This is a genomic window from Trichocoleus sp. DQ-A2 (genome assembly GCF_039961915.1).
Classification (GTDB): domain Bacteria; phylum Cyanobacteriota; class Cyanobacteriia; order Cyanobacteriales; family FACHB-T130; genus FACHB-T130.
Map to the genome: position 1 here is coordinate 47,869 of NZ_JAMPKD010000016.1, position 18,103 is coordinate 65,971.

General features: G+C 48.4%; 15 protein-coding genes. 9 read left to right on the plus strand and 6 right to left on the minus strand.

What is annotated here, in order from left to right:
- The first annotated feature begins 175 nt into the window (after positions 1 to 175).
- Together NC997_RS17075 and NC997_RS17080 are read left to right on the plus strand one after the other, a co-directional pair.
- Complete coding sequence (locus NC997_RS17075) at positions 176 to 1,006, plus strand: M15 family metallopeptidase (RefSeq protein WP_199306124.1); 831 nt, start codon at positions 176 to 178, stop codon at positions 1,004 to 1,006.
- A 79-nt stretch (positions 1,007 to 1,085) separates the two neighbouring features.
- Positions 1,086 to 1,772 (plus strand): ATP-dependent Zn protease, encoded by a 687-nt coding sequence (locus tag NC997_RS17080; protein ID WP_190526441.1) that lies wholly within the window; start codon positions 1,086 to 1,088, stop codon positions 1,770 to 1,772.
- 267 nt (positions 1,773 to 2,039) lie between these two features.
- Here NC997_RS17080 and NC997_RS17085 read toward each other — a convergent pair whose 3' ends face one another.
- The 3 genes from NC997_RS17085 to NC997_RS17095 form a co-directional block, all read right to left on the minus strand.
- Complete coding sequence (locus NC997_RS17085) at positions 2,040 to 3,029, minus strand: diguanylate cyclase (protein ID WP_190526443.1); 990 nt, start codon at positions 3,027 to 3,029, stop codon at positions 2,040 to 2,042.
- Between the two features lie 254 nt (positions 3,030 to 3,283).
- On the minus strand, positions 3,284 to 3,568 hold the full coding sequence (locus NC997_RS17090; protein ID WP_348257810.1) for a hypothetical protein: 285 nt from the start codon (positions 3,566 to 3,568) through the stop codon (positions 3,284 to 3,286).
- Positions 3,569 to 3,649: 81 nt separating this feature from the next.
- Entirely contained in the window at positions 3,650 to 3,853 is a 204-nt protein-coding gene (locus NC997_RS17095) for a heavy-metal-associated domain-containing protein (protein WP_190411340.1), read from the minus strand.
- Positions 3,854 to 4,555: 702 nt separating this feature from the next.
- Between NC997_RS17095 and alaS the strand changes: the two genes are divergently transcribed.
- The 7 genes from alaS (at position 4,556) to ftsE (ending at position 12,833) form a co-directional block, all read left to right on the plus strand.
- Positions 4,556 to 7,201 (plus strand): alanine--tRNA ligase, encoded by a 2,646-nt coding sequence (gene alaS / locus NC997_RS17100; protein WP_190526445.1) that lies wholly within the window; start codon positions 4,556 to 4,558, stop codon positions 7,199 to 7,201.
- A gap of 598 nt (positions 7,202 to 7,799) precedes the next feature.
- Positions 7,800 to 9,542, plus strand: a complete 1,743-nt coding sequence (locus tag NC997_RS17105) for an adenylate/guanylate cyclase domain-containing protein (protein WP_190526447.1) — start codon at positions 7,800 to 7,802, stop codon at positions 9,540 to 9,542.
- A gap of 43 nt (positions 9,543 to 9,585) precedes the next feature.
- Entirely contained in the window at positions 9,586 to 9,846 is a 261-nt protein-coding gene (locus tag NC997_RS17110) for a hypothetical protein (protein WP_190526449.1), read from the plus strand.
- Positions 9,847 to 10,133: 287 nt separating this feature from the next.
- On the plus strand, positions 10,134 to 10,502 hold the full coding sequence (locus NC997_RS17115) for a VanZ family protein (RefSeq protein ID WP_190432312.1): 369 nt from the start codon (positions 10,134 to 10,136) through the stop codon (positions 10,500 to 10,502).
- Between the two features lie 48 nt (positions 10,503 to 10,550).
- Positions 10,551 to 10,712 (plus strand): hypothetical protein, encoded by a 162-nt coding sequence (locus NC997_RS17120; protein WP_190411335.1) that lies wholly within the window; start codon positions 10,551 to 10,553, stop codon positions 10,710 to 10,712.
- A gap of 551 nt (positions 10,713 to 11,263) precedes the next feature.
- Positions 11,264 to 12,004 (plus strand): WecB/TagA/CpsF family glycosyltransferase, encoded by a 741-nt coding sequence (locus tag NC997_RS17125; protein ID WP_190428759.1) that lies wholly within the window; start codon positions 11,264 to 11,266, stop codon positions 12,002 to 12,004.
- Between the two features lie 82 nt (positions 12,005 to 12,086).
- Positions 12,087 to 12,833 carry a cell division ATP-binding protein FtsE gene (ftsE, locus tag NC997_RS17130; RefSeq protein ID WP_190526451.1) on the plus strand — a complete coding sequence of 249 codons (747 nt, stop codon included), beginning with the start codon at positions 12,087 to 12,089 and terminating at the stop codon, positions 12,831 to 12,833.
- Positions 12,834 to 12,864: 31 nt separating this feature from the next.
- Here the strand turns inward: ftsE and NC997_RS17135 are convergent, their stop codons facing one another.
- From NC997_RS17135 to NC997_RS17145, 3 genes are all read right to left on the minus strand, one after another.
- The gene (locus tag NC997_RS17135; protein WP_190526453.1) at positions 12,865 to 15,618 is read right to left on the minus strand and encodes a chloride channel protein; all 2,754 of its coding nucleotides are present in this window, start codon (positions 15,616 to 15,618) and stop codon (positions 12,865 to 12,867) included.
- A gap of 83 nt (positions 15,619 to 15,701) precedes the next feature.
- Positions 15,702 to 17,018, minus strand: coding sequence for a TldD/PmbA family protein (locus NC997_RS17140; protein WP_190526455.1), 1,317 nt, complete (start codon positions 17,016 to 17,018; stop codon positions 15,702 to 15,704).
- A gap of 201 nt (positions 17,019 to 17,219) precedes the next feature.
- The gene (locus NC997_RS17145) at positions 17,220 to 18,098 is read right to left on the minus strand and encodes a Tab2/Atab2 family RNA-binding protein (RefSeq protein ID WP_190526457.1); all 879 of its coding nucleotides are present in this window, start codon (positions 18,096 to 18,098) and stop codon (positions 17,220 to 17,222) included.
- Positions 18,099 to 18,103 lie beyond the last annotated feature (5 nt).

The following is an 18,103-nucleotide window of genomic DNA, read 5'->3' on the forward strand; positions in this document are numbered from 1 at the left end:
GTTAAGCATCAGGGTTGATGACGAGGCATCTGGGAATACACGGCGGCTGTTGATATTCGCTCAGTCTAAAATACTTGTAAAGTTAGGTGTTGAGTCTCAGTGCCGTTGTTGGATATCTAAGAATTGATAACTAACCACAAAAACAACAGGAGTGGCTCTTTTGGAAAACGCGGGTATGCCTGAAAAACCACCCAAGTCGGCACTGCCGATAGACGATATTCCGGAGGCGTTGCGGGATACGCCGTACCTCGGACGACGCCAGCGACAGTGGCAGCCGATTCTCCTGTTTGGCGGTTTGTTGGGATTGGGAGCGATCGCGCTGATTATCGGTATCTTAGTCCCCCGTCCTGTACCCGAATCGAATGCGTCGCCTATACAAAGTGACGTTTCAGGCATTCAAACGCCTCCAGCGACACCAGCAGCCAATACCCTGTTTGGACACTTTTCCTATCAAGAGGCACCCCAGTCCGAACTTGAGGCGATTACAGCGGATGGTCGCTTGAAAATGCGTAAAGCTGCCGCCAGACAATATAACGCGATGGTAGCAGCGGCGCGAGCTTCCGGGATTATCATCGTGCCAATTTCAGGATTTCGCTCGATTAGCGAGCAGCAGCATTTATATTTTGACACTAAGGCGCAGCGCGGACAGTCAGCCGCCGAACGGGCAAAAGTGAGTGCGCCTCCCGGTCACAGCGAACATCATACTGGGTACGCGATAGACGTGGGTGATGGAAGAGTCCCCGCAACGAATCTCAGTCCTAACTTTGAGAAGACTGCGGCTTTTAAGTGGCTTCAGAAGAACGCCCCTTACTATAGCTTTGAGATATCGTTTCCCCGCAACAATCCCCAAGGCGTTAGTTATGAACCGTGGCACTGGCGCTATGTGGGCGATCGCGATAGTCTGGAAACATTTTATAAAGCCAAACAATTCGGAGGTGGGGCGCAGCCATCGGGCGATCGCTCTGTCGTGTCGCCGACCAATCCCAACCCCAATACTTCACCCTAGCCAGTAATTAAAAATTAAAAATGCAAAATTTAAAGCACCAGTTTTAATTTTTAATTCATCTACCTTAGACTTCAATATCATGCAACAAACTGCCCTAAATCTAATTGCCATTGGCGTCTTTGCAATGACGCTTTCTAGCTTGTTGGGGCCAATGTTGAACATATCACCGACAATCCCCGCGATCGCAACGATTAGCATTCTGGGACTGGCAACCTTAGACACCCTGAGCTTCCAAGGCAAAGGGATTGCAATCCTTTTGGAGTTGTTTGCAGGTGCTGACTCCAAATACCGCGATCGCGTATTGCGGCATGAAGCCGGTCATTTCCTCGTCGCCTACTTACTCGAAATTCCCATCACTGGCTACACGCTCAGCGCCTGGGAAACCGTTAGACAAGGAAATCCTGGGCAAGGTGGGGTGATATTTGATACCCAAAAATTGCAGCAAGAAATGACAACCCCTTGGGAGATGCAAGTCATCCTGGATCGATTCTGCACCGTCTGGATGGCAGGCATCGCCGCCGAGATTTTGGCATACGGTAGCGCCGAGGGAGGCGCAGAAGACCGGCAAAAAATTAGAGAGGCGCTGACACAGTTAGGACGGCAAGAAAGCGGCGCTCAGCAGAAAGAGCGTGCCAGTGCGCTGCAAGCACGTACCCTGATTGAGGAAAACTATCCCGCCTACGAAGCCCTGGTGGCGAGGATGGAACAACGTGCTTCAGTTGAGGAGTGTTATCAGGTGCTTCAGCAACATACTTTTAGAAGTTAGTCGTTCCTAATTAGTAGTCATTAATCAATTACCAATTTATAGAATTAATGGGAAGTTGTTGCCTCTGTATCCTAGACTTCACCTACTTTTTTTGATATACTAACTTTGACAAGGAAGAACTAAGCTACAATAAAATTTTTAGGCAGATTTCTATTATTTAACTATACTCTTTTTAGCTCAAACAAGTAGTAATTTCCAATACACTTCTCGTTGTTTTTAAGAGGTAAAAATTGAGGGGAGAATTTCTACCTCTTCCGCAATTCGCAATTATTCACTCACAACTCGATTGCGACCATCAGATTTGGCTTGCAGAAGGTTTTGGTCAGCACGTTGTAGCAAGTTTACTCCTTTAATATCGTCCGTCGCATTCAGGGTGCCTGTCCCCAAACTGATCGTAATTGTGAGTGACAGAGTGGGATTAATTCTGAAGGGTTGTTCGCAGATCAGGCGACACAGACGGTGGGCTACCACTGGAGCCTCTTGAACATCTGTGTGGCTGAGAATTACAACAAATTCCTCACCTCCGTAGCGGAAGAGAGTGTCTTGAAATCGCAGGTTGTGTTGCAGACGAGCGGAGAGTAGTTGCAGGACGCGATCGCCGATCAGATGCCCGTAGGTGTCATTAATAGACTTGAAATAGTCTACATCTAGCATTACCAAACTCAGCGGAATTAAGCGACTCCGAGCATTTTGAATCTGTCGGGGCAATTCCCATTCCAAGGCGCGACGATTATTCAGTTCCGTCAGCGGGTCAGATAGCGCCATTGTTGACAATAAATCATTGGTTCGCATCAATTGACGATAGTTTTGCACCTTGCGTAATCCCATCTGAATTTGCGCTGCCAGTAAGCGATCTTGCAACCCGATCTCCTCTTGTGCAAGGGCAGCACTCCTTCTTCTGACTGGGGCAATTTGCAAGTAAGCATCTGCCCCTTTTTCTAAAGCTTCTGCCATGAGTGCCAACTTCCGGTGTCGATCGGAAAGTGTTTGCTCGCGGGCAAGTTCCGGTCGGTCTTCTATCAAGATGCAGTAAATCCCCGCTAATTGGTTATGTTGTTTGAGCTGATAACAGAATTCCAAACTGCCCTCCAGACTTGCCTGCAAAATTAAGATATAGGGCAGTTTCTTTTCCAGCAGCGGGATGACTTCATCTAGCTGGGAGGCAGCTTCAACTGCGCCACCTACTAAAGCAGCGATTCGCGTCAAAAATGTTGCCAGAAATGCATCAGTTCCAACAACTAGAACAAAAGCATCCATTAGCGTAGGTATTCCGGAAGAATCAAGGCTCTTTCCCTGTTGACGAAACGTGAGAATTTCTACCACTAGAGTTTTTATGGAGCAACGAAGGAGACGAATGGATAGATGACCCTAGACTGGATGAGCGTGTAGATTGTGGGGCGAAGAAGCGATCGCTCTAGCGGATGCCGCTATACGAGGCTTCTGGCTGCTATGCCATTGAACCGGGTAGCACTACCAAACTCTAACCCGATCGTTGGCACCGACACACTCTGTTACATTCTCAGTTTGCTACAAGTATTAGAGATGGGTATTCCGTTGGCGGTAGAGAATTTTACAAAATCTTCATAAAACTGCCACACTACCCAAATGCTTGAACAACCTGCGAGCAGATTCTTCTTTATGCTGGCAGATAATTGGTATTTGTTACCACTCTTGATAATGGAAGCGTAAAGCGAGCGATCGCATCCCCATTTGTCAAGAACAGAGCGATTCTCCTTTGGAGACGCTACGCGATCGCGCCTTTTTGCAGCCGATTCATCTGTGATTTCTTGATTCACTACGAAGTCAGTAACCAGACAAAAGCCAGTTAGATTATTACCTAACTGGCTCAAAATTAACCCTAGTAATGCAGAGTATGGTTATTGATAACCTTCAATCGTGTGACCTGCCGCCACGATCGCTTGCTTGATTGTTTCTTCAGAAGCTTGAGCTTCCACTGTCACCGTCTTGGCTTTTACATCCACGTCCACCTTGGCGTCGGGTTCCATCGTATGGATCGTGTCGGTAATCGTTTCTGCACAGCCATTACAGGCGATAGTGGGAACTTTTAGTTGGAGTGCCATAAATTCAATTCAAGTCAATTAAGTTTGCAAGGGTGCGATTCGAGAAGCCTTTATTTTACCGTTGTCACAGTGCTAGATAAATCAGCCTGCTGAGCGATAATGCAGATTCCGCATTCTGGCGCGATCGCGTTAGTCTAGCGCTGACTTGTCAATTCGCATCCTCGATAAAAATTCCCCTAAAAACATTTTTGGGCTTAGTCGAGTGCGACTAAGCCCGTTAGATCGAAAGGATTGGTTTTCTCAAAAAATGAACTTCAACAACTAGGGTGGACAAGTTTGGCAGCTTCACCTTTATCTTTAGTATTCCAGCATAGTCCAGTCTTCCCAGACTTTGGTTTGGCTTTGCACCAGCTTGGCTTTTTGCCCCTCCAGTGCTTTTTACCACTACAGTCTATGCTTGGTTGGTTCTTGCTGCACTTGGGTAACAGACCGGGGACACCGCGTCTATTTTTCCCATTCCGTTTTTCATCTGCCTCCTTGTTTTGCTAACTTCCTGGTGTCCACTATTAAATTAGCACCCCATTTTGGAGGAAAATCCCCGATTTAACTAAACTTGACAAGTCTTTAAACACAGCAAATAAGCGTTAGTAAAGAGAAACAATTCCCCTGCCTTGCAATGCCTGAACGAGAAGGGCTACAACAAGGCATAAACAAATGTAAAAATAGATAAAGTTGACCGATACCAAGCCCTTGTAAATTCCCATGTCTTCTTCCTCCCAGTTCCTTAGCGGTAGCGAAATTCGGCAAAAATTCCTCGACTTCTATGCCCAGCGAGGACATCAAGTTTTGCCGAGTGCTTCCTTAGTGCCAGAAGATCCCACCGTACTGCTAACGATCGCCGGGATGCTGCCTTTTAAGCCGATATTTTTAGGACAGCGATCGCCTGAGTTCAAGCGTGCCACGACTTCTCAAAAATGTATCCGCACCAACGATATTGAGAATGTCGGACGGACTGCCCGACATCACACGTTTTTTGAGATGTTGGGTAATTTCAGCTTTGGGGATTATTTCAAAGAACAAGCGATCGCTTGGGGTTGGGAACTGTCAACACAAGTTTTTGGTTTACCCCCAGAACGCCTTGTCGTCAGTGTCTTCCGGGAAGATGAGGAAGCTTATACGATTTGGCGGGATAAAATTGGCGTTCCCGAAGCCAGAATCCAACGCATGGGAGAAGCGGATAACTTCTGGGTATCTGGTCCCACAGGTCCTTGTGGCCCTTGTTCGGAAATTTACTATGATTTCTACCCAGAACGCGGTGATGACAAGATTGATTTAGAAGATGACACCCGGTTCATCGAGTTCTACAACCTGGTGTTCATGCAATACAACCGGGATGCAGAAGGCAACCTAACGCCGCTGCAAAATAAGAACATCGACACGGGGATGGGACTGGAACGGATGGCGCAAATCCTCCAGCAGGTATCCAACAATTACGAAACTGACCTGATTTTCCCAATCGTCAAAACTGCATCTGAAATCGCCGGAATTGATTACGCTAGCAGCGACGAGAAGACGAAAGTTTCCCTGAAGGTCATTGGGGATCACGTTCGTTCCGTCGTCCACATGATTGCCGATGAAATTCGCGCATCGAATATTGGGCGGGGGTATGTACTGCGGCGCTTGATTCGGCGCGTGGTGCGTCACGGACGACTGATTGGGATTTCCGGGGAATTTACGCCGCAAGTAGCGGAAACTGCGATCGCGCTTTCCGAATCCGCTTATCCGATCGTCCGGGTTCGAGAAGCACAAATCAAAGCGGAACTGCAACGAGAAGAATCTCGCTTCCTCAAGACACTGGAACGAGGTGAGAAACTGTTGGATGAAATTATCCAGCGGGTGAAACAGGAAGGCAAAACTCAAATTGGCGGACGAGACGCCTTTACTCTCTATGACACCTACGGCTTCCCTGTAGAACTCACTCAGGAAGTTGCAGAGGAAGAAGGACTCACCGTAGACGAGTCAGGCTTCAATGCGGCGATGGAGGAACAGCAAACGCGATCGCAGTCCGCCCACGAAACCATCGATCTCACCCTACAAGGTTCCCTAGATAAGCTAGCCGAACACATTCATAGCACCGAGTTTCTGGGTTATACCCAACCTTCCAGCCAATCGCAAGTAGAAGTGATTCTTGTAGAAGGCAAATCTGTCGAAGCGGCGGAAGCGGGAACACAAGTGCAGATTGTCCTGAATAAGACGCCATTCTACGCAGAATCGGGCGGACAAATTGGCGATCGCGGTTATATCTCCGGCGATTCCGTTTTGGTACGAGTTGAAGACGTTAAGAAAGAATCCGATTTCTTCGTCCATTTCGGTCGCATTGAACGCGGTACGCTGCGGGTAGAAGATGCTGTAACTGCCCAAATTGACTTGTCTTGTCGCCGTCGCGTGCAAGCGCATCATACCGCAACGCACCTGCTGCAAGCGGCATTGAGGAAATTTGTCGATGAATCGATTACTCAGGCGGGTTCTTTGGTCGCCTTCGATCGGCTGCGATTTGATTTCAACTGTCCTTGTCCCGTGACATCCGAACAAGTACAACAAATCGAAGAGCAAATCAATACTTGGATCGCGGAAGCGCATCCCGCCGAAACCGAAATCCTGCCAATCGCGGAAGCCAAAGCGAAAGGCGCGATCGCTATGTTTGGCGAAAAATACGGCGATGAAGTACGGGTATTGGATGTCCCCGGCGTTTCGATGGAATTGTGCGGCGGTACTCACGTTCACAACACTGCTGAAATTGGGCTATTTAAGATCGTCTCGGAAGCCGGTGTCGCCTCTGGAGTGCGCCGAATCGAAGCAGTAGCAGGGCCAGCGGTTCTGGAATACTTGAATGTACGGGAGAAAGTGGTTAAGGATTTGAGCGATCGCTTTAAAATCAAACCCGAAGAACTCCCCGACAGAATTACTAACATCCAGAACGAATTAAAGGCATCTCAAAAGCAGCTAGAAACATTAAAGGCAGAACTCGCCTTCGCGAAATCTGACCAGTTACTCAGCACTGCTGAAACAGTGGGCGATTTCAAAATTTTAGTTGCCGAATTGGGCGATGTTGACGCCGAATCCCTCAAAAATGCTGCTGAAAGATTACTGCAAAAACTGGGTAATGGTGCCGTATTCTTGGCATCAATTCCCGAAGCAGATAAAGTTAGCTTAGTGGCACATTTTAGCCCTGAAGTCAATAAAAAAGGATTGCAAGCTGGAAAATTCATCGGCGCGATCGCTAAAATCTGCGGCGGCGGCGGCGGCGGACGCCCCAACCTGGCGCAAGCTGGCGGACGCGATCCCAGCAAGCTGAAAGAAGCCTTAGAAAGCGCTAGAACTCAGTTAAAGTCGGGTTTGGGCGAATAGAAGGAAGCGATCGCGTCTTTAATTGAAAGGGATGCGATCGCTTTCCATTATTTTATTTTTGAAATTATTACGAATAGTTTTTAATTTATGACTGAAGCAACACAGCCATCTGCATTTCAACAAGCAATTGAAGCAGTTGAATCTTTATCTTTAGAAGACCAAGAAATACTTCTAAATATTATTCATAAACGCCTAATTTAAAGTTGCCATCAATTAGTAGAAGAAATTGCAGAAGTACGGGATGCATACAAGCAGGGAATTGTAAGATTTGGTTCAGTATCAGAATTATTGGCAAAGTTAGATGATTGAGAAATATCGGTTGGACTCCAAAATCTATTCGTGCTTGCAGGAGATTTTTAAATCTTAACTTTGTATATATGTAGCCTTCGACAGCGGACGACCCAATCTATTACTAGATGGCGATCGCGATCGCAGCAAGCTAAACAAAGCCCTCTAAACAGCACGCACCCAGTTGCAATCAGCCTTGGGCGAGTCTTAAACGCACTCTTAATCTTTAATACTTAAATACTTGCTCAGATTTTGGGTACTTTAGGTGTAGCGTGTCAGTACCTGCATCGCTGACCGCTCATTCAGGGGCATGAAACTACGCGAAAAAACACTGCTGACGATTGGCGTTACCGTCGTAAGTTTGATAGGGGTTTTGTATGTCACCTCGTCAACCATCCTGCTGAGAGGCTTCGCCAAATTGTACGAACGGGAGGCTTACCGGAACGTTCAACGAGTTCAGGATGCCTTCTCTAACTACCTGAGTGAGTTCAGCGTTCTAAACGACCAATGGGCGATGTGGGATGATACCTATAACTTCATCAAGGATGGCAACCGCCGCTATATCGATCGCAATCTGAATGATATTTCCTTGCGATCGCTCAGATCCGACTTAATCCTATTTATCAATTCCTCTGGTCAGCTGGTTTTTAGTCAAAGCTTCAACCTGAAGCAGCGCAAAGCAATCCCCACTCCGAAGGAAATCCAGGCATACTTAGCGGCTAACACAAGCCTGCTAAAGAACTCTGAACGACTTGACCACTATGTTGGCATCGTTCTGTTGCCCCAAGGGCCAATGGCGATCACCGCAGGGCCAATTCTCAATAGCCAGGGTGAAGGGCCTAGCCGGGGAACGCTGATCTTAGGGCGTTACCTGAATACTGAAAAAGTCAAGGCTTTGAGCGAGTTGACCCATTTACCTATCACTGCGTACTTGGCAAACGATCCGCAACTACCTGACGACTTCAAATCGGTGCTTCCGGCTTTGTCAAAAATGTCCGATAGTTCTTCTTCGATTTTGGTGCGATCGCTCAGCAATAGCGGGATGGTGGGATATACCCTACTGCGGGACATTGACGGCAAACCCGTAATGCTGGTGCGAGTTGATATGCCCAAAGAATTTTATCAACAAAGCCAACTTCTTCTGACTTATCTGGTAGTGTCGCTGGGTATATCTACTTTGGTCGTGGGGATCGCGTTTACCGGGGCAACTTTATTTCTGTTAGAAAAACTGCTTCTGTCTCGGCTAGCTTATCTCAGTACGGAGGTTCGGAGCATTGGTACTAAAGGCGATCTGTCAATGCGCGTCTTAATTGCTGGCAGAGATGAATTGTCGATCTTGGCTCGTACCATTAACTGGATGTTAGAAGCTTTAGAGTCATCTTTACAAGAACTAAAAGCAGAGCAAAAGAAGGCGGAGAGACTGCTACACAACATTTTGCCCCAGGCGATCGCCGACCGCTTAAAAAAAGAACAGGATACTATCATTGCCGATAACTTTGCCGAAGTAACGGTTCTATTTGCAGATATCGTTGGTTTTACTCAACTGGCTGCTCATACATCACCAGTAGAACTAGTCAACTTGCTCAACCAAATATTTTCTGCGTTTGACCAACTCGCTGAACAACATGGTTTGGAAAAGATCAAGACCATTGGCGACGCCTATATGGTGGTTGGCGGTTTACCTATCCTTCGCACGGATCATGCAGAAGCTATTGCCGAAATGGCGTTAGATATGCAAAAGGCAATTGACCGATTCAATGCAGTGAATGGCGAAGAGTTCAACATCCGAATTGGCATTAACACTGGCCCGGTTGTTGCTGGAGTCATTGGTTTGAAAAAGTTTATCTATGATTTATGGGGAGATACAGTTAATACCGCCAGTCGCATGGAATCCCACGGAGTCACAGGTTCTATTCAAGTTACCGCCGCCACTTACCAGCTTTTACAGGACAAATATCAATGGAAAGAGCGGGGTGCAATCCAGGTGAAAGGAAAGGGAGAAATGATGACTTATCTACTCATCGGCAGAAAAACAGAAAAACTGCTAGTGTGAGCTAGAAGTTTATAAATATCGCTGTTTAGAAAGGCAAAACTTTATGGGTCGCTTAAATCCTTACACGCTACAGATGCAGATTACCCGGATGTTTCAAGACGGGCAATCTATCTTCGCCTCAGTGAAGGTGCAGGATTGGCTGCGAGAGCGCAATCACGATCCAGCCGAATATGATATTCTCTTCCATCAGCAACCCGCGCCGCCAGGAGCCAAAGAAGCGATCGCTATTCAGATTGAGTTGCGCCGCAAAGATGGACAGCCGGTCGATCCGTGGCTCCAACAAGAAGTCAACCGCCACGCTTAACGCTGTTTAATGCACTAACTTGTCAGCCAAATTTGTCAGCCAAAATGGATGGGTTGTAGAGACGCGGTTAAGCGCGTCTCTACTTGACCGCCTACCACCCTAAAAAATCTGTTTTAATGGACGTATTTGAAGAAGAATCTCCTTTAATTCCATAAACAAAGCAGTATAGTTGTGTAATTTGTTATTAAATATAACCAGTTAAATTTATTGAAATTATTTTAATTGAAAGCAAACAGATTTTCTAAACTTACGCTGAGGGGTGACACGCGCCTCAGGGAGCAATGGGTATGAAATCAAATCAGCGTTGGGTTCTAGGTTTTATTCTTTATTTCGTAATTTTACTGACAATTTTTGTTTCTGCTTATTTAGGAATTGTGCCAGTCAAAATTTCTGCCATTCCTTTTTATGACACAATTGGACATTTCATTTTATTAGGGTTTGCCAGTTACTTAGGTCAGAAAGCTTTAGGGAACCGGGTGATTAATATTTGGTCTCGTTCCATAAGCCTACCACTATCACCAATTCTGATTAGTATCTTTGCCTTATTTGATGAGAGTCTGCAAGCCCTCTCACCGCTTCGTTCCTCCACCTTGTCCGATCTCGCTGCCAATCTGATCGGAATCTGGTTCTTTTACTGGCTAGCATCGTTAAAGTAAAGCCTGGGAATCGTTTTTTGGAGTTGGTTATATCCTGAGCATTTGGATGTGCTAGAGATTGATGGCGTCGCCGATGCTACGATGATTCGGCGGCTTTCTCAACGCTTGGTACGCGACGACTGGGCAGAAGTTATTGACATGAGCATGGGAGAACAGAGATTACTTCCCTTTTCACCGATCTCTATCTCAAGAAGTATTCACTTAAAGTAATTCAGTTTATGTGTATCTACAGACTTAAGCCCAAGGGTTAATGACAGAAAATTTCTGTAGATTTACCCTTAATTTAGATGGCTTTAGACGATACAAATATAGTTCTACACAGTCCAAGTTTTTACAAAATAATCATTAGAAAGCTTACTATTCTCTTCTGGAGCTTTCAAGCGACTTAGTGTAGCAAAAAAGTAAGTCTAAAGAGAAGACATTGGAATAAAATCAACTAAAAAATTCTAAAAATCAAGGTTCACGCGGAGGTTTAATATGTCTTATCGCTACAACCAAAATAAAGCTCCCTTTGTGAGAATCGTCTACTCAAAGGTTAATGTAAACGGAAAAACTGAACTGGTGCCGCTGGAATTATACGCAGATGGCTCTCTTAAGAGAGCTATCTGAAGAGAAAATACGATCTGCAAATATAAAAAAATTGTGTTTCCCGATTCTGTACCAAAGTTCTGGAATACTCTACAATACAGCGAATAAGTTAGCGTTCATAGTCTTGAAACGACAGAGCTGCTATGGCTGGTGTAAAGCCTTACCAAAATTCGATGCTATTGGAGAAACCCGAACATTTTCCCGTCCTGGGAGTGCCCGTTCATCTGTTAGAAGACTATTCTAAGTGGCTAATCTCGCGCCTACATGAGAAGGTAGGCGGTCATGTCGTTACGCTAAATGCGGAAATGGCGATTCAGGCAGAAGACAACCCCACCCTTGCGGGGATCATCCAGCAGGCTGAACTGGTGATTCCGGATGGAGCTGGGGTTGTCCTTTATTTGCGGCTAAAGGGTAGACGCCTGAGACGCTGTCCGGGAATTGAGTTGGCAGAGTCACTTTTACAGGAAGCTGGGCAAATGGGGAAGCTTTGCCCGATTTTTTTCTATGGTGGGGCACCGGGAGTCGCGCAAGCAGCAGCTGCGGTTTGGGAGGAACGAGTGCCGGGAATTGCGATCGCTGGGAGTCAACACGGCTACCTCTTACCCGAAGCAGAACCAGAATTTAAGACAACCCTGCAAACTCTCCAACCCCGTCTGATATTCGTGGGTTTAGGCGTTCCCCGTCAGGAATTATGGATTGCCCAAAACCGACACCTGTGTCCCGAATCGATTTGGATTGGTGTCGGCGGTAGCTTTGATATTTGGGCTGGAATTAAATCCAGGGCACCCGCTTGGTTGCGGGATAATCATCTGGAATGGCTTTATCGCTTGTATCAAGAACCCTGGCGCTGGCGAAGAATGATGGCTTTACCGCAATTTGCCTTGCGAGCTGTGGTAAAAAGTTATGAGTTTTGAATTGTTAATTGTTCATTGAAGTTGCCATGAACGATGAGCGATTAGCTATTAGCCCTTAGCATTACGCACTGATAACTTTTATATGACCACAGCTTCTGCTCATCCCAGCATTGGCAAAGATCGCCGGAGTGACGCACGGGACGCCAATTACTCAACCTCCTCAGCAGTCATGGTGAAATTGCGGGAAGTGACAAAAATTTATTCCAATGGCAGCCGTGGGTTATTGGATGTGAATTTGGAAGTTAAGCGAGGGGATTTCTTGTTTGTTACCGGGCCTTCTGGTTCTGGTAAATCAACACTCTTAAAGCTGTTGTATGGGGAAGAACGCCCCACGGATGGCGAGGTCATGGTCGATAACTGCAACGTGGCGCAGTTGCGGGGTCATCGCCTGTCTTTGCTGCGGCGGCGCATCGGCGTTGTTTTTCAAGACTACAAACTCATCCCCCGCCGGACAGTCACGGAAAATATTGCTTTTGTACTGTGGGCGCAAGGCTTCACGCGCAAGGAAATTGAGCGCCGCCTTCCTCCAACGCTGAAATTAGTCGGGTTGCAGCATAAAGCGGATTGTTTTCCTGAAGAACTCTCTGGTGGAGAGCAACAGCGCGTCAGTCTTGCTCGCGCAATTGTCGGAACGCCGCCGCTGTTACTGGCAGATGAACCGACCGGAAACCTCGATGCTGATAACTCGGCATCGGTGCTGAGAATTCTCCAGAAACTCAATGCCTTCGGTGCCACCGTGATGGTAACAACGCACGACGAACGCTTATTGCGGATGGCGAATCGACCTGTGGTGCAAATCCGTGAGGGGCAAGTCAAAATCAGAAATTAACCAGAAATGAATAATTCTTCTGTTTAATTTTTTACTGGGCGCTTCTTACCAAAATCACGGTGCTTTTCACGCCACGCGCGATCGCTTCGGGGATATTTCCCTTCATCACCTGCTGCAATAGCCCTTCCCGACTAGCACCCAATATCACCACATCGCAGGCGTCAGCTTGCGCTAGATCGATCACGGCATCCGAGACAGAACTGGAACGAAGGGGAATCGCCGTCACGCTTGCACTCAGTTGGCGGCTGAGGAACAAGGCTGATTTTTCTAACATGGCGGTGTCCGGCAAGAGGGTGGAAGGATGGAAAACTTGGGCTAGCTCAATTGCGGGTGTCTTACTCAGACACATCAAAGCGGGTAGGAGTTGCAAAGCTTGCTGGGCGTTGGGACCACCCGCAATCGGAACCAGCCAGCGATTGAAGCAGAGGGACACGGTGGGTGAGTGTGCCCCGATGCGATGCCGAGGTGCCAGGATGCGGGCGGGCCGGGGAGAATTAGCAGCGATATGCGCCCTGATGCCTCTGCTTCTCGGCTCTTCTACACCTGGAGTCTCTTCGCCCATTTTCACCAGCACCACCTCGCAGGGAGCCTGCCGGATGATCGTGTCTACCACATCGCCAAAAACTCGACCGGGCGTGATGCTGGTGCCTTTCCAGCCCATCAGCAGCAAATTAATGTGACGCTCGTTAATGGTTTCCAGAATCGCTGGAGCAACATCATGAGACACGCGGATCTGAGTGTGGACGGGAATTTGCCAATCTTGCCCCAGTTTTTCGGCATGACGGAGCAACCGACGACTTTTCGTAGTGCTAACGGGCGTTTGAGCAGGGGCACTGTTGCGGGGAACCGAGATAACCTGAAGACATTCGATTTCGTAGTTGCGATCGCGGGCAATTGCCGCTGCCATTTGCAACAATGCGGGTGCGGTTTGCGGGTTGGCGATGGTAACGAGCATTCGTCCGCTTCCCACTGCTGGAGAACGAGTTTGATAAACACAGTAAGAAGGCTCCGGACGCGGGCCAATATTCACCGATTGACCGTTCAGCTTATCTGCTTGCGCCCGAATAATATCAGCACGGGTAATAATCCCAATCAGCTTGCGCCCTTCCGTCACTGGCAACCGACTGAGTTGATAGCGATTGAGTAAATAGAGAACATCACCCAAGGAGTCGGTAGGGTTTACCGCCATCGGCTTCGGCGTCATGATTTTGCTCAAAGGGGCGTTCCCTGGTAATCCCCGTTGGGCAATTCCAGCAAGGTCAGTTTGGGTAATAATCCCAACCAGTTTCTCCTTATACACAACCGGAAAGCCGCGATGATGGGAGCGAGAGAAAGCTTGCACGGCTTCATCAAGGGTCATATTGCTGGTTAAGGTTTCGACTCGGCGCTGCATCACGTCTGCCGCCTTCAGCATCGATAAGAGTCCATCGGTAGTTGGCTTTTTCTCTAGTTCAATCCCATTCCACTTCAGCAGGCGATCGTAGAGCGACCCCCTGACTATCTTTTCCGACACCAGGTAAGCAACAACAGACCCAATCATCAGCGGCAGAACAAGATTGAAGTCCATTGTCATTTCAAAAACGATGACAATAGCGGTGATGGGCGCTTTGGAGACGGCACTGAAAAATGCCCCCATACCAGCCAGGGCGTAGGTAGTCGGTGAACCCACTGCCAAGGTTACCTCCTGCACGAACCCGACCAGATAGCCAAGCCCAGACCCCAGAATCAGGGAAGGCGCGAATAACCCGCCAGGGGCACCAGAACCACAGGCGACGAGCGTGAGTATATACTGAGCCACAAAAGCGATCGCTGCCATTTCCCAGCTCACTCCACCTGCCAGCAGGGACTCTCGCAGCCCGGTGTTGTCTCGAAATGTTGAGGGGAGAAGGGCGGTCACGATACCAGAAATTAATCCAGCCAGCCCAATTCGCAGCGGTAGAGAAAGTTTGAGGCGGCGATAGAAGGCGAGGGAAGTAAAAATTCCTTTCCCAAACATTGCCCCCAGCACCCCAGCCAAGGCTCCTAACAACAGGTAAAAAGGAATCTCTTGGGCAAAAAAGCTAGTCTGAGATTGGCTAATATCGAGGTTGAGGTCAAGGCTACGACCGCCCAGCAGCCGCGACACAACCGCACCGATAAAGGATGCGAGAATGGCTGTGCCCAAGGTGAGGTCGGATAAATCTTGGAGGAGTTCTTCGACAATAAACAGCACACCGGCAATCGGTGCATTGAAACCAGCCGCTAACCCAGCACCCGCACCAGCGGCAATCATCTGGCGGCGATGGTCGGGCGAGGTAGGAACCCAGTGGCTGAATTGAGCAGCAACGGCTGCACCGATATGCACGGTTGGCCCTTGACGCCCCAAGGTGAGTCCGGAACCCAGAGCAATAATGCTGCTGGCTAACTTCACGAGGGCAACTCGTAAATTCAGGGCGATGGGGAATTGAGAAAGGGCAGCTTTAACAAAAGGAATGCCGCTCCCCGCTGCTTCTGGTGCCAGACGTTCGACTAGGAAGCCGGAGAGGAGTCCAAAGGATAAACCAATGGCGGGTAATGCGAACCATGCAGGGAGAAAGTGGGAAGCATGAACTCGCCATGCACCCAAGGTCCCGACGCCGACTTTGAACAGAACTGCGGCGAGTCCCGATACTAAACCAATTAGACAAGCTTCAGCGATCGCTAAACGCCGTCTGGGTTGTAAGAAAGCTTTGACCTTGGATTTGGGAAATTTGAGTCTTGAGTGTAAAGACAAAACTTGAGAACTTAACACTCTCAAATAATTCATAAGTCATTCAACATTTTGCCCTCAACTCATTTCATGGCTAATGGCTAACGGCTAACGGGCAATTAGCCAGTCTTCGATTCGGATTAACTCAGCATTTTGCCGGTGACAGACAGCCCTTCCACAATCAGAGATGGGGTATAGACCGAACCATTCCACTCGGCGTCGCCTCCCAATGCCACTAGCTGCTTGAGGGCTGCGTATACGTTACCTGCCACCATCGTATCTTTTACCCTGCCGACCACCTGACCGTTCTTGATCCGGTAGCCCAGGTCAACGTTAATCGAGAAGTCCCCCGAAATCCCAGAACCGCCTCCCAGCATCTGATCTACTACCAGCCCATCACCCATCTGCTGCATTAAGCTCAGCAGATCCCCAGTTCCCGGATGAATCAGCAAATTAAATAGCCCCGGTGTCGGGTAACTACCTAAACCGGGACGAAACCCGTTTCCAGTAGTCCCGCTACCCAGCTGGCGTCCGGTCGTGCGGTCGGTATAAAACAGCTGCAAAATGCCGTCTTTGATAAATTCCAGATTCCGCGTGACCGTGCCTTCATCATCAAAAGGACAGCTAAACGGCCCAGATTCTGGGTTTTGGGTAATGGTAAGGGCTTTTGAAGTCACGGGTTCGCCCAAGCGATCGCTCCACGGCGAAGCCCCCTCAAGGGTTCGTTTCCCATTCAGTGCAGCTGAGAGGGTTCCCCAAAGCATATCCGCTGCTTTGGCGGTAAATAACACGGGCACGCGACCGATGGGGGGTGAAATGTTTTCTTTCGCCCACGCTAACCGCTGCAAAATTTGGTTTGCCAAGGCGACCGGATCGAGGCTATTCCGCTGGGTTTGTCCATCGCCAACGCTCAAGAAATCATCCCCCCGCACCCATTCGGCTGCCAGATAACAGCTGAGGGTCGTATCGGTATAGCGACAATCCAATCCTTTGGTGTTGACAAGGCGCGTCGTTTCTGCTTCGCATTCCCATTGAGCGGTGCAGAGGACTTCTGGGTAGGCATCTCGGACGAGGGCGATCGCTTCTTTGCCCATTAATATCAGCTCCTCGACGGGCATAAACTCGCCCAAGTCGGGATACTTAGATGCCCGCCCCTCAGTCAATTCCACGGTTTCCACTCCGTTGAGTGCCGACAAAGCGATCGCTCGATCTACCAGTGCTTGCGGTTCCACAGGGCCATAAGCAACGGCTAAACCCGGACGCCCTTCTCGCCACAGCCGCAACGCCGTCCCTTCTGATTGGGCACTTTCCAGTTGTTTGAGCCGGTTGGCTTCAAAAAAAACTGGACGAGAAAGCGATCGCGCTTGATAAACCTCCGCTGCCTCGGCTCCAGAACGAGTGGCTAACTCCAATAACTGCTCTGCTAGCGTCTCTTGTGGTAAATCGTTAAAACCCATATTCTGACCGTGGAATTTATTGATGGAACCGCCAAGACGCCCTCATAAAGTCAAAGTAGAAAGTGCGAAATTCTGTCGCTCAGTCTCAACATCCGCGCTTTTACTCCGACTTTTATGCTTGTCTGAGAGCCTTTTTTTATGTCTTTGTCTTCTATTCTCCCAGTCTGGTTGCGAAACCGAAAGATTTACTTTGGAATCAATTTAACTCAGAGGCAATTCTTGCATTAGCCAAAAACCCGCAAAGGATTCTGATTGCGGATCGGACTGAATCGCTAAAAAATGCAACATCCCAGCTTTTCGCTTGGCGTCCTCAAAGTTTTCGGCTTCCGTCAAAGTTTTTGAATCTTTGATACTTGCCAAAATCCAGCTATTACTCTCACCCGTCTCTAAAAGCAATCTAGGCGGTGTGTTCCGATTAAATTTCAGGAACGCCGGTTCAATTCCCGACATCCAGCCAGCCATCGGTACTGCTCTGGGAGAGAAAATCACCACCCCTGGAATCTGCGTCTCCGGTGGCAAAGGCGCGAAATCTCCTAATCCAATAAGTGGAAAAGCTTCTCGAAAGCCGATGTCCCACTCGTGCATTTCCTCAAAGGCTTCCGCTGACAAGGTTACAAATGCCCACTTTTGCCCAACCAGCGCATCCGGTAAAGGTTGGGGCGGCTGGGGTTGGTATTGGACAGAGGGATTCGGGGCAACTCCTTGGTAGCCTGGTTGCTGGGGATAAACGTCCTGCATCCGCTCTTGCAGCCACCGATACAGTGTAAAAGTTCGACGGCTCAGCTGAGCGGAAATGCCCAACTCATCGCAGGCTTTCACAATCATTTTGGTCATCGGGCGGCGGAAGAAGCGGATTTTTTGAGGAGGTTCAGCTGCCCTAGCGATCGCTTCTTCCAACGTCGTTCGCAGCCAGATCGAATTTACCGTGCTATTGGGGCAAAACTCGGCGTAACGAAACAGGGACTCAGGTTTGGTGCGGATATCCAACGGACTTTCGCACACCAATAATTCCCAAATCTTTTTCTGTTGTTCGTCCAAAATTGGACGCGAATAAAAATCTAATTCCCAAACTGTTCCCATGCCGC

Bases quoted from the DNA above. Each gene is read 5' to 3' on its own strand.
- NC997_RS17075 (WP_199306124.1), top strand. From the start codon at position 176: ATGCCTGAAAAACCACCCAAGTCGGCACTGCCGATAGACGATATTCCG.
- NC997_RS17080 (WP_190526441.1), top strand. From the start codon at position 1,086: ATGCAACAAACTGCCCTAAATCTAATTGCCATTGGCGTCTTTGCAATG.
- NC997_RS17085 (WP_190526443.1), bottom strand. From the start codon at position 3,029: ATGGATGCTTTTGTTCTAGTTGTTGGAACTGATGCATTTCTGGCAACA.
- NC997_RS17095 (WP_190411340.1), bottom strand. From the start codon at position 3,853: ATGGCACTCCAACTAAAAGTTCCCACTATCGCCTGTAATGGCTGTGCA.
- alaS (WP_190526445.1), top strand. From the start codon at position 4,556: ATGTCTTCTTCCTCCCAGTTCCTTAGCGGTAGCGAAATTCGGCAAAAA.
- NC997_RS17105 (WP_190526447.1), top strand. From the start codon at position 7,800: ATGAAACTACGCGAAAAAACACTGCTGACGATTGGCGTTACCGTCGTA.
- NC997_RS17110 (WP_190526449.1), top strand. From the start codon at position 9,586: ATGGGTCGCTTAAATCCTTACACGCTACAGATGCAGATTACCCGGATG.
- NC997_RS17115 (WP_190432312.1), top strand. From the start codon at position 10,134: ATGAAATCAAATCAGCGTTGGGTTCTAGGTTTTATTCTTTATTTCGTA.
- NC997_RS17125 (WP_190428759.1), top strand. From the start codon at position 11,264: ATGCTATTGGAGAAACCCGAACATTTTCCCGTCCTGGGAGTGCCCGTT.
- ftsE (WP_190526451.1), top strand. From the start codon at position 12,087: ATGACCACAGCTTCTGCTCATCCCAGCATTGGCAAAGATCGCCGGAGT.
- NC997_RS17135 (WP_190526453.1), bottom strand. From the start codon at position 15,618: ATGAATTATTTGAGAGTGTTAAGTTCTCAAGTTTTGTCTTTACACTCA.
- NC997_RS17140 (WP_190526455.1), bottom strand. From the start codon at position 17,018: ATGGGTTTTAACGATTTACCACAAGAGACGCTAGCAGAGCAGTTATTG.
- NC997_RS17145 (WP_190526457.1), bottom strand. From the start codon at position 18,098: ATGGGAACAGTTTGGGAATTAGATTTTTATTCGCGTCCAATTTTGGAC.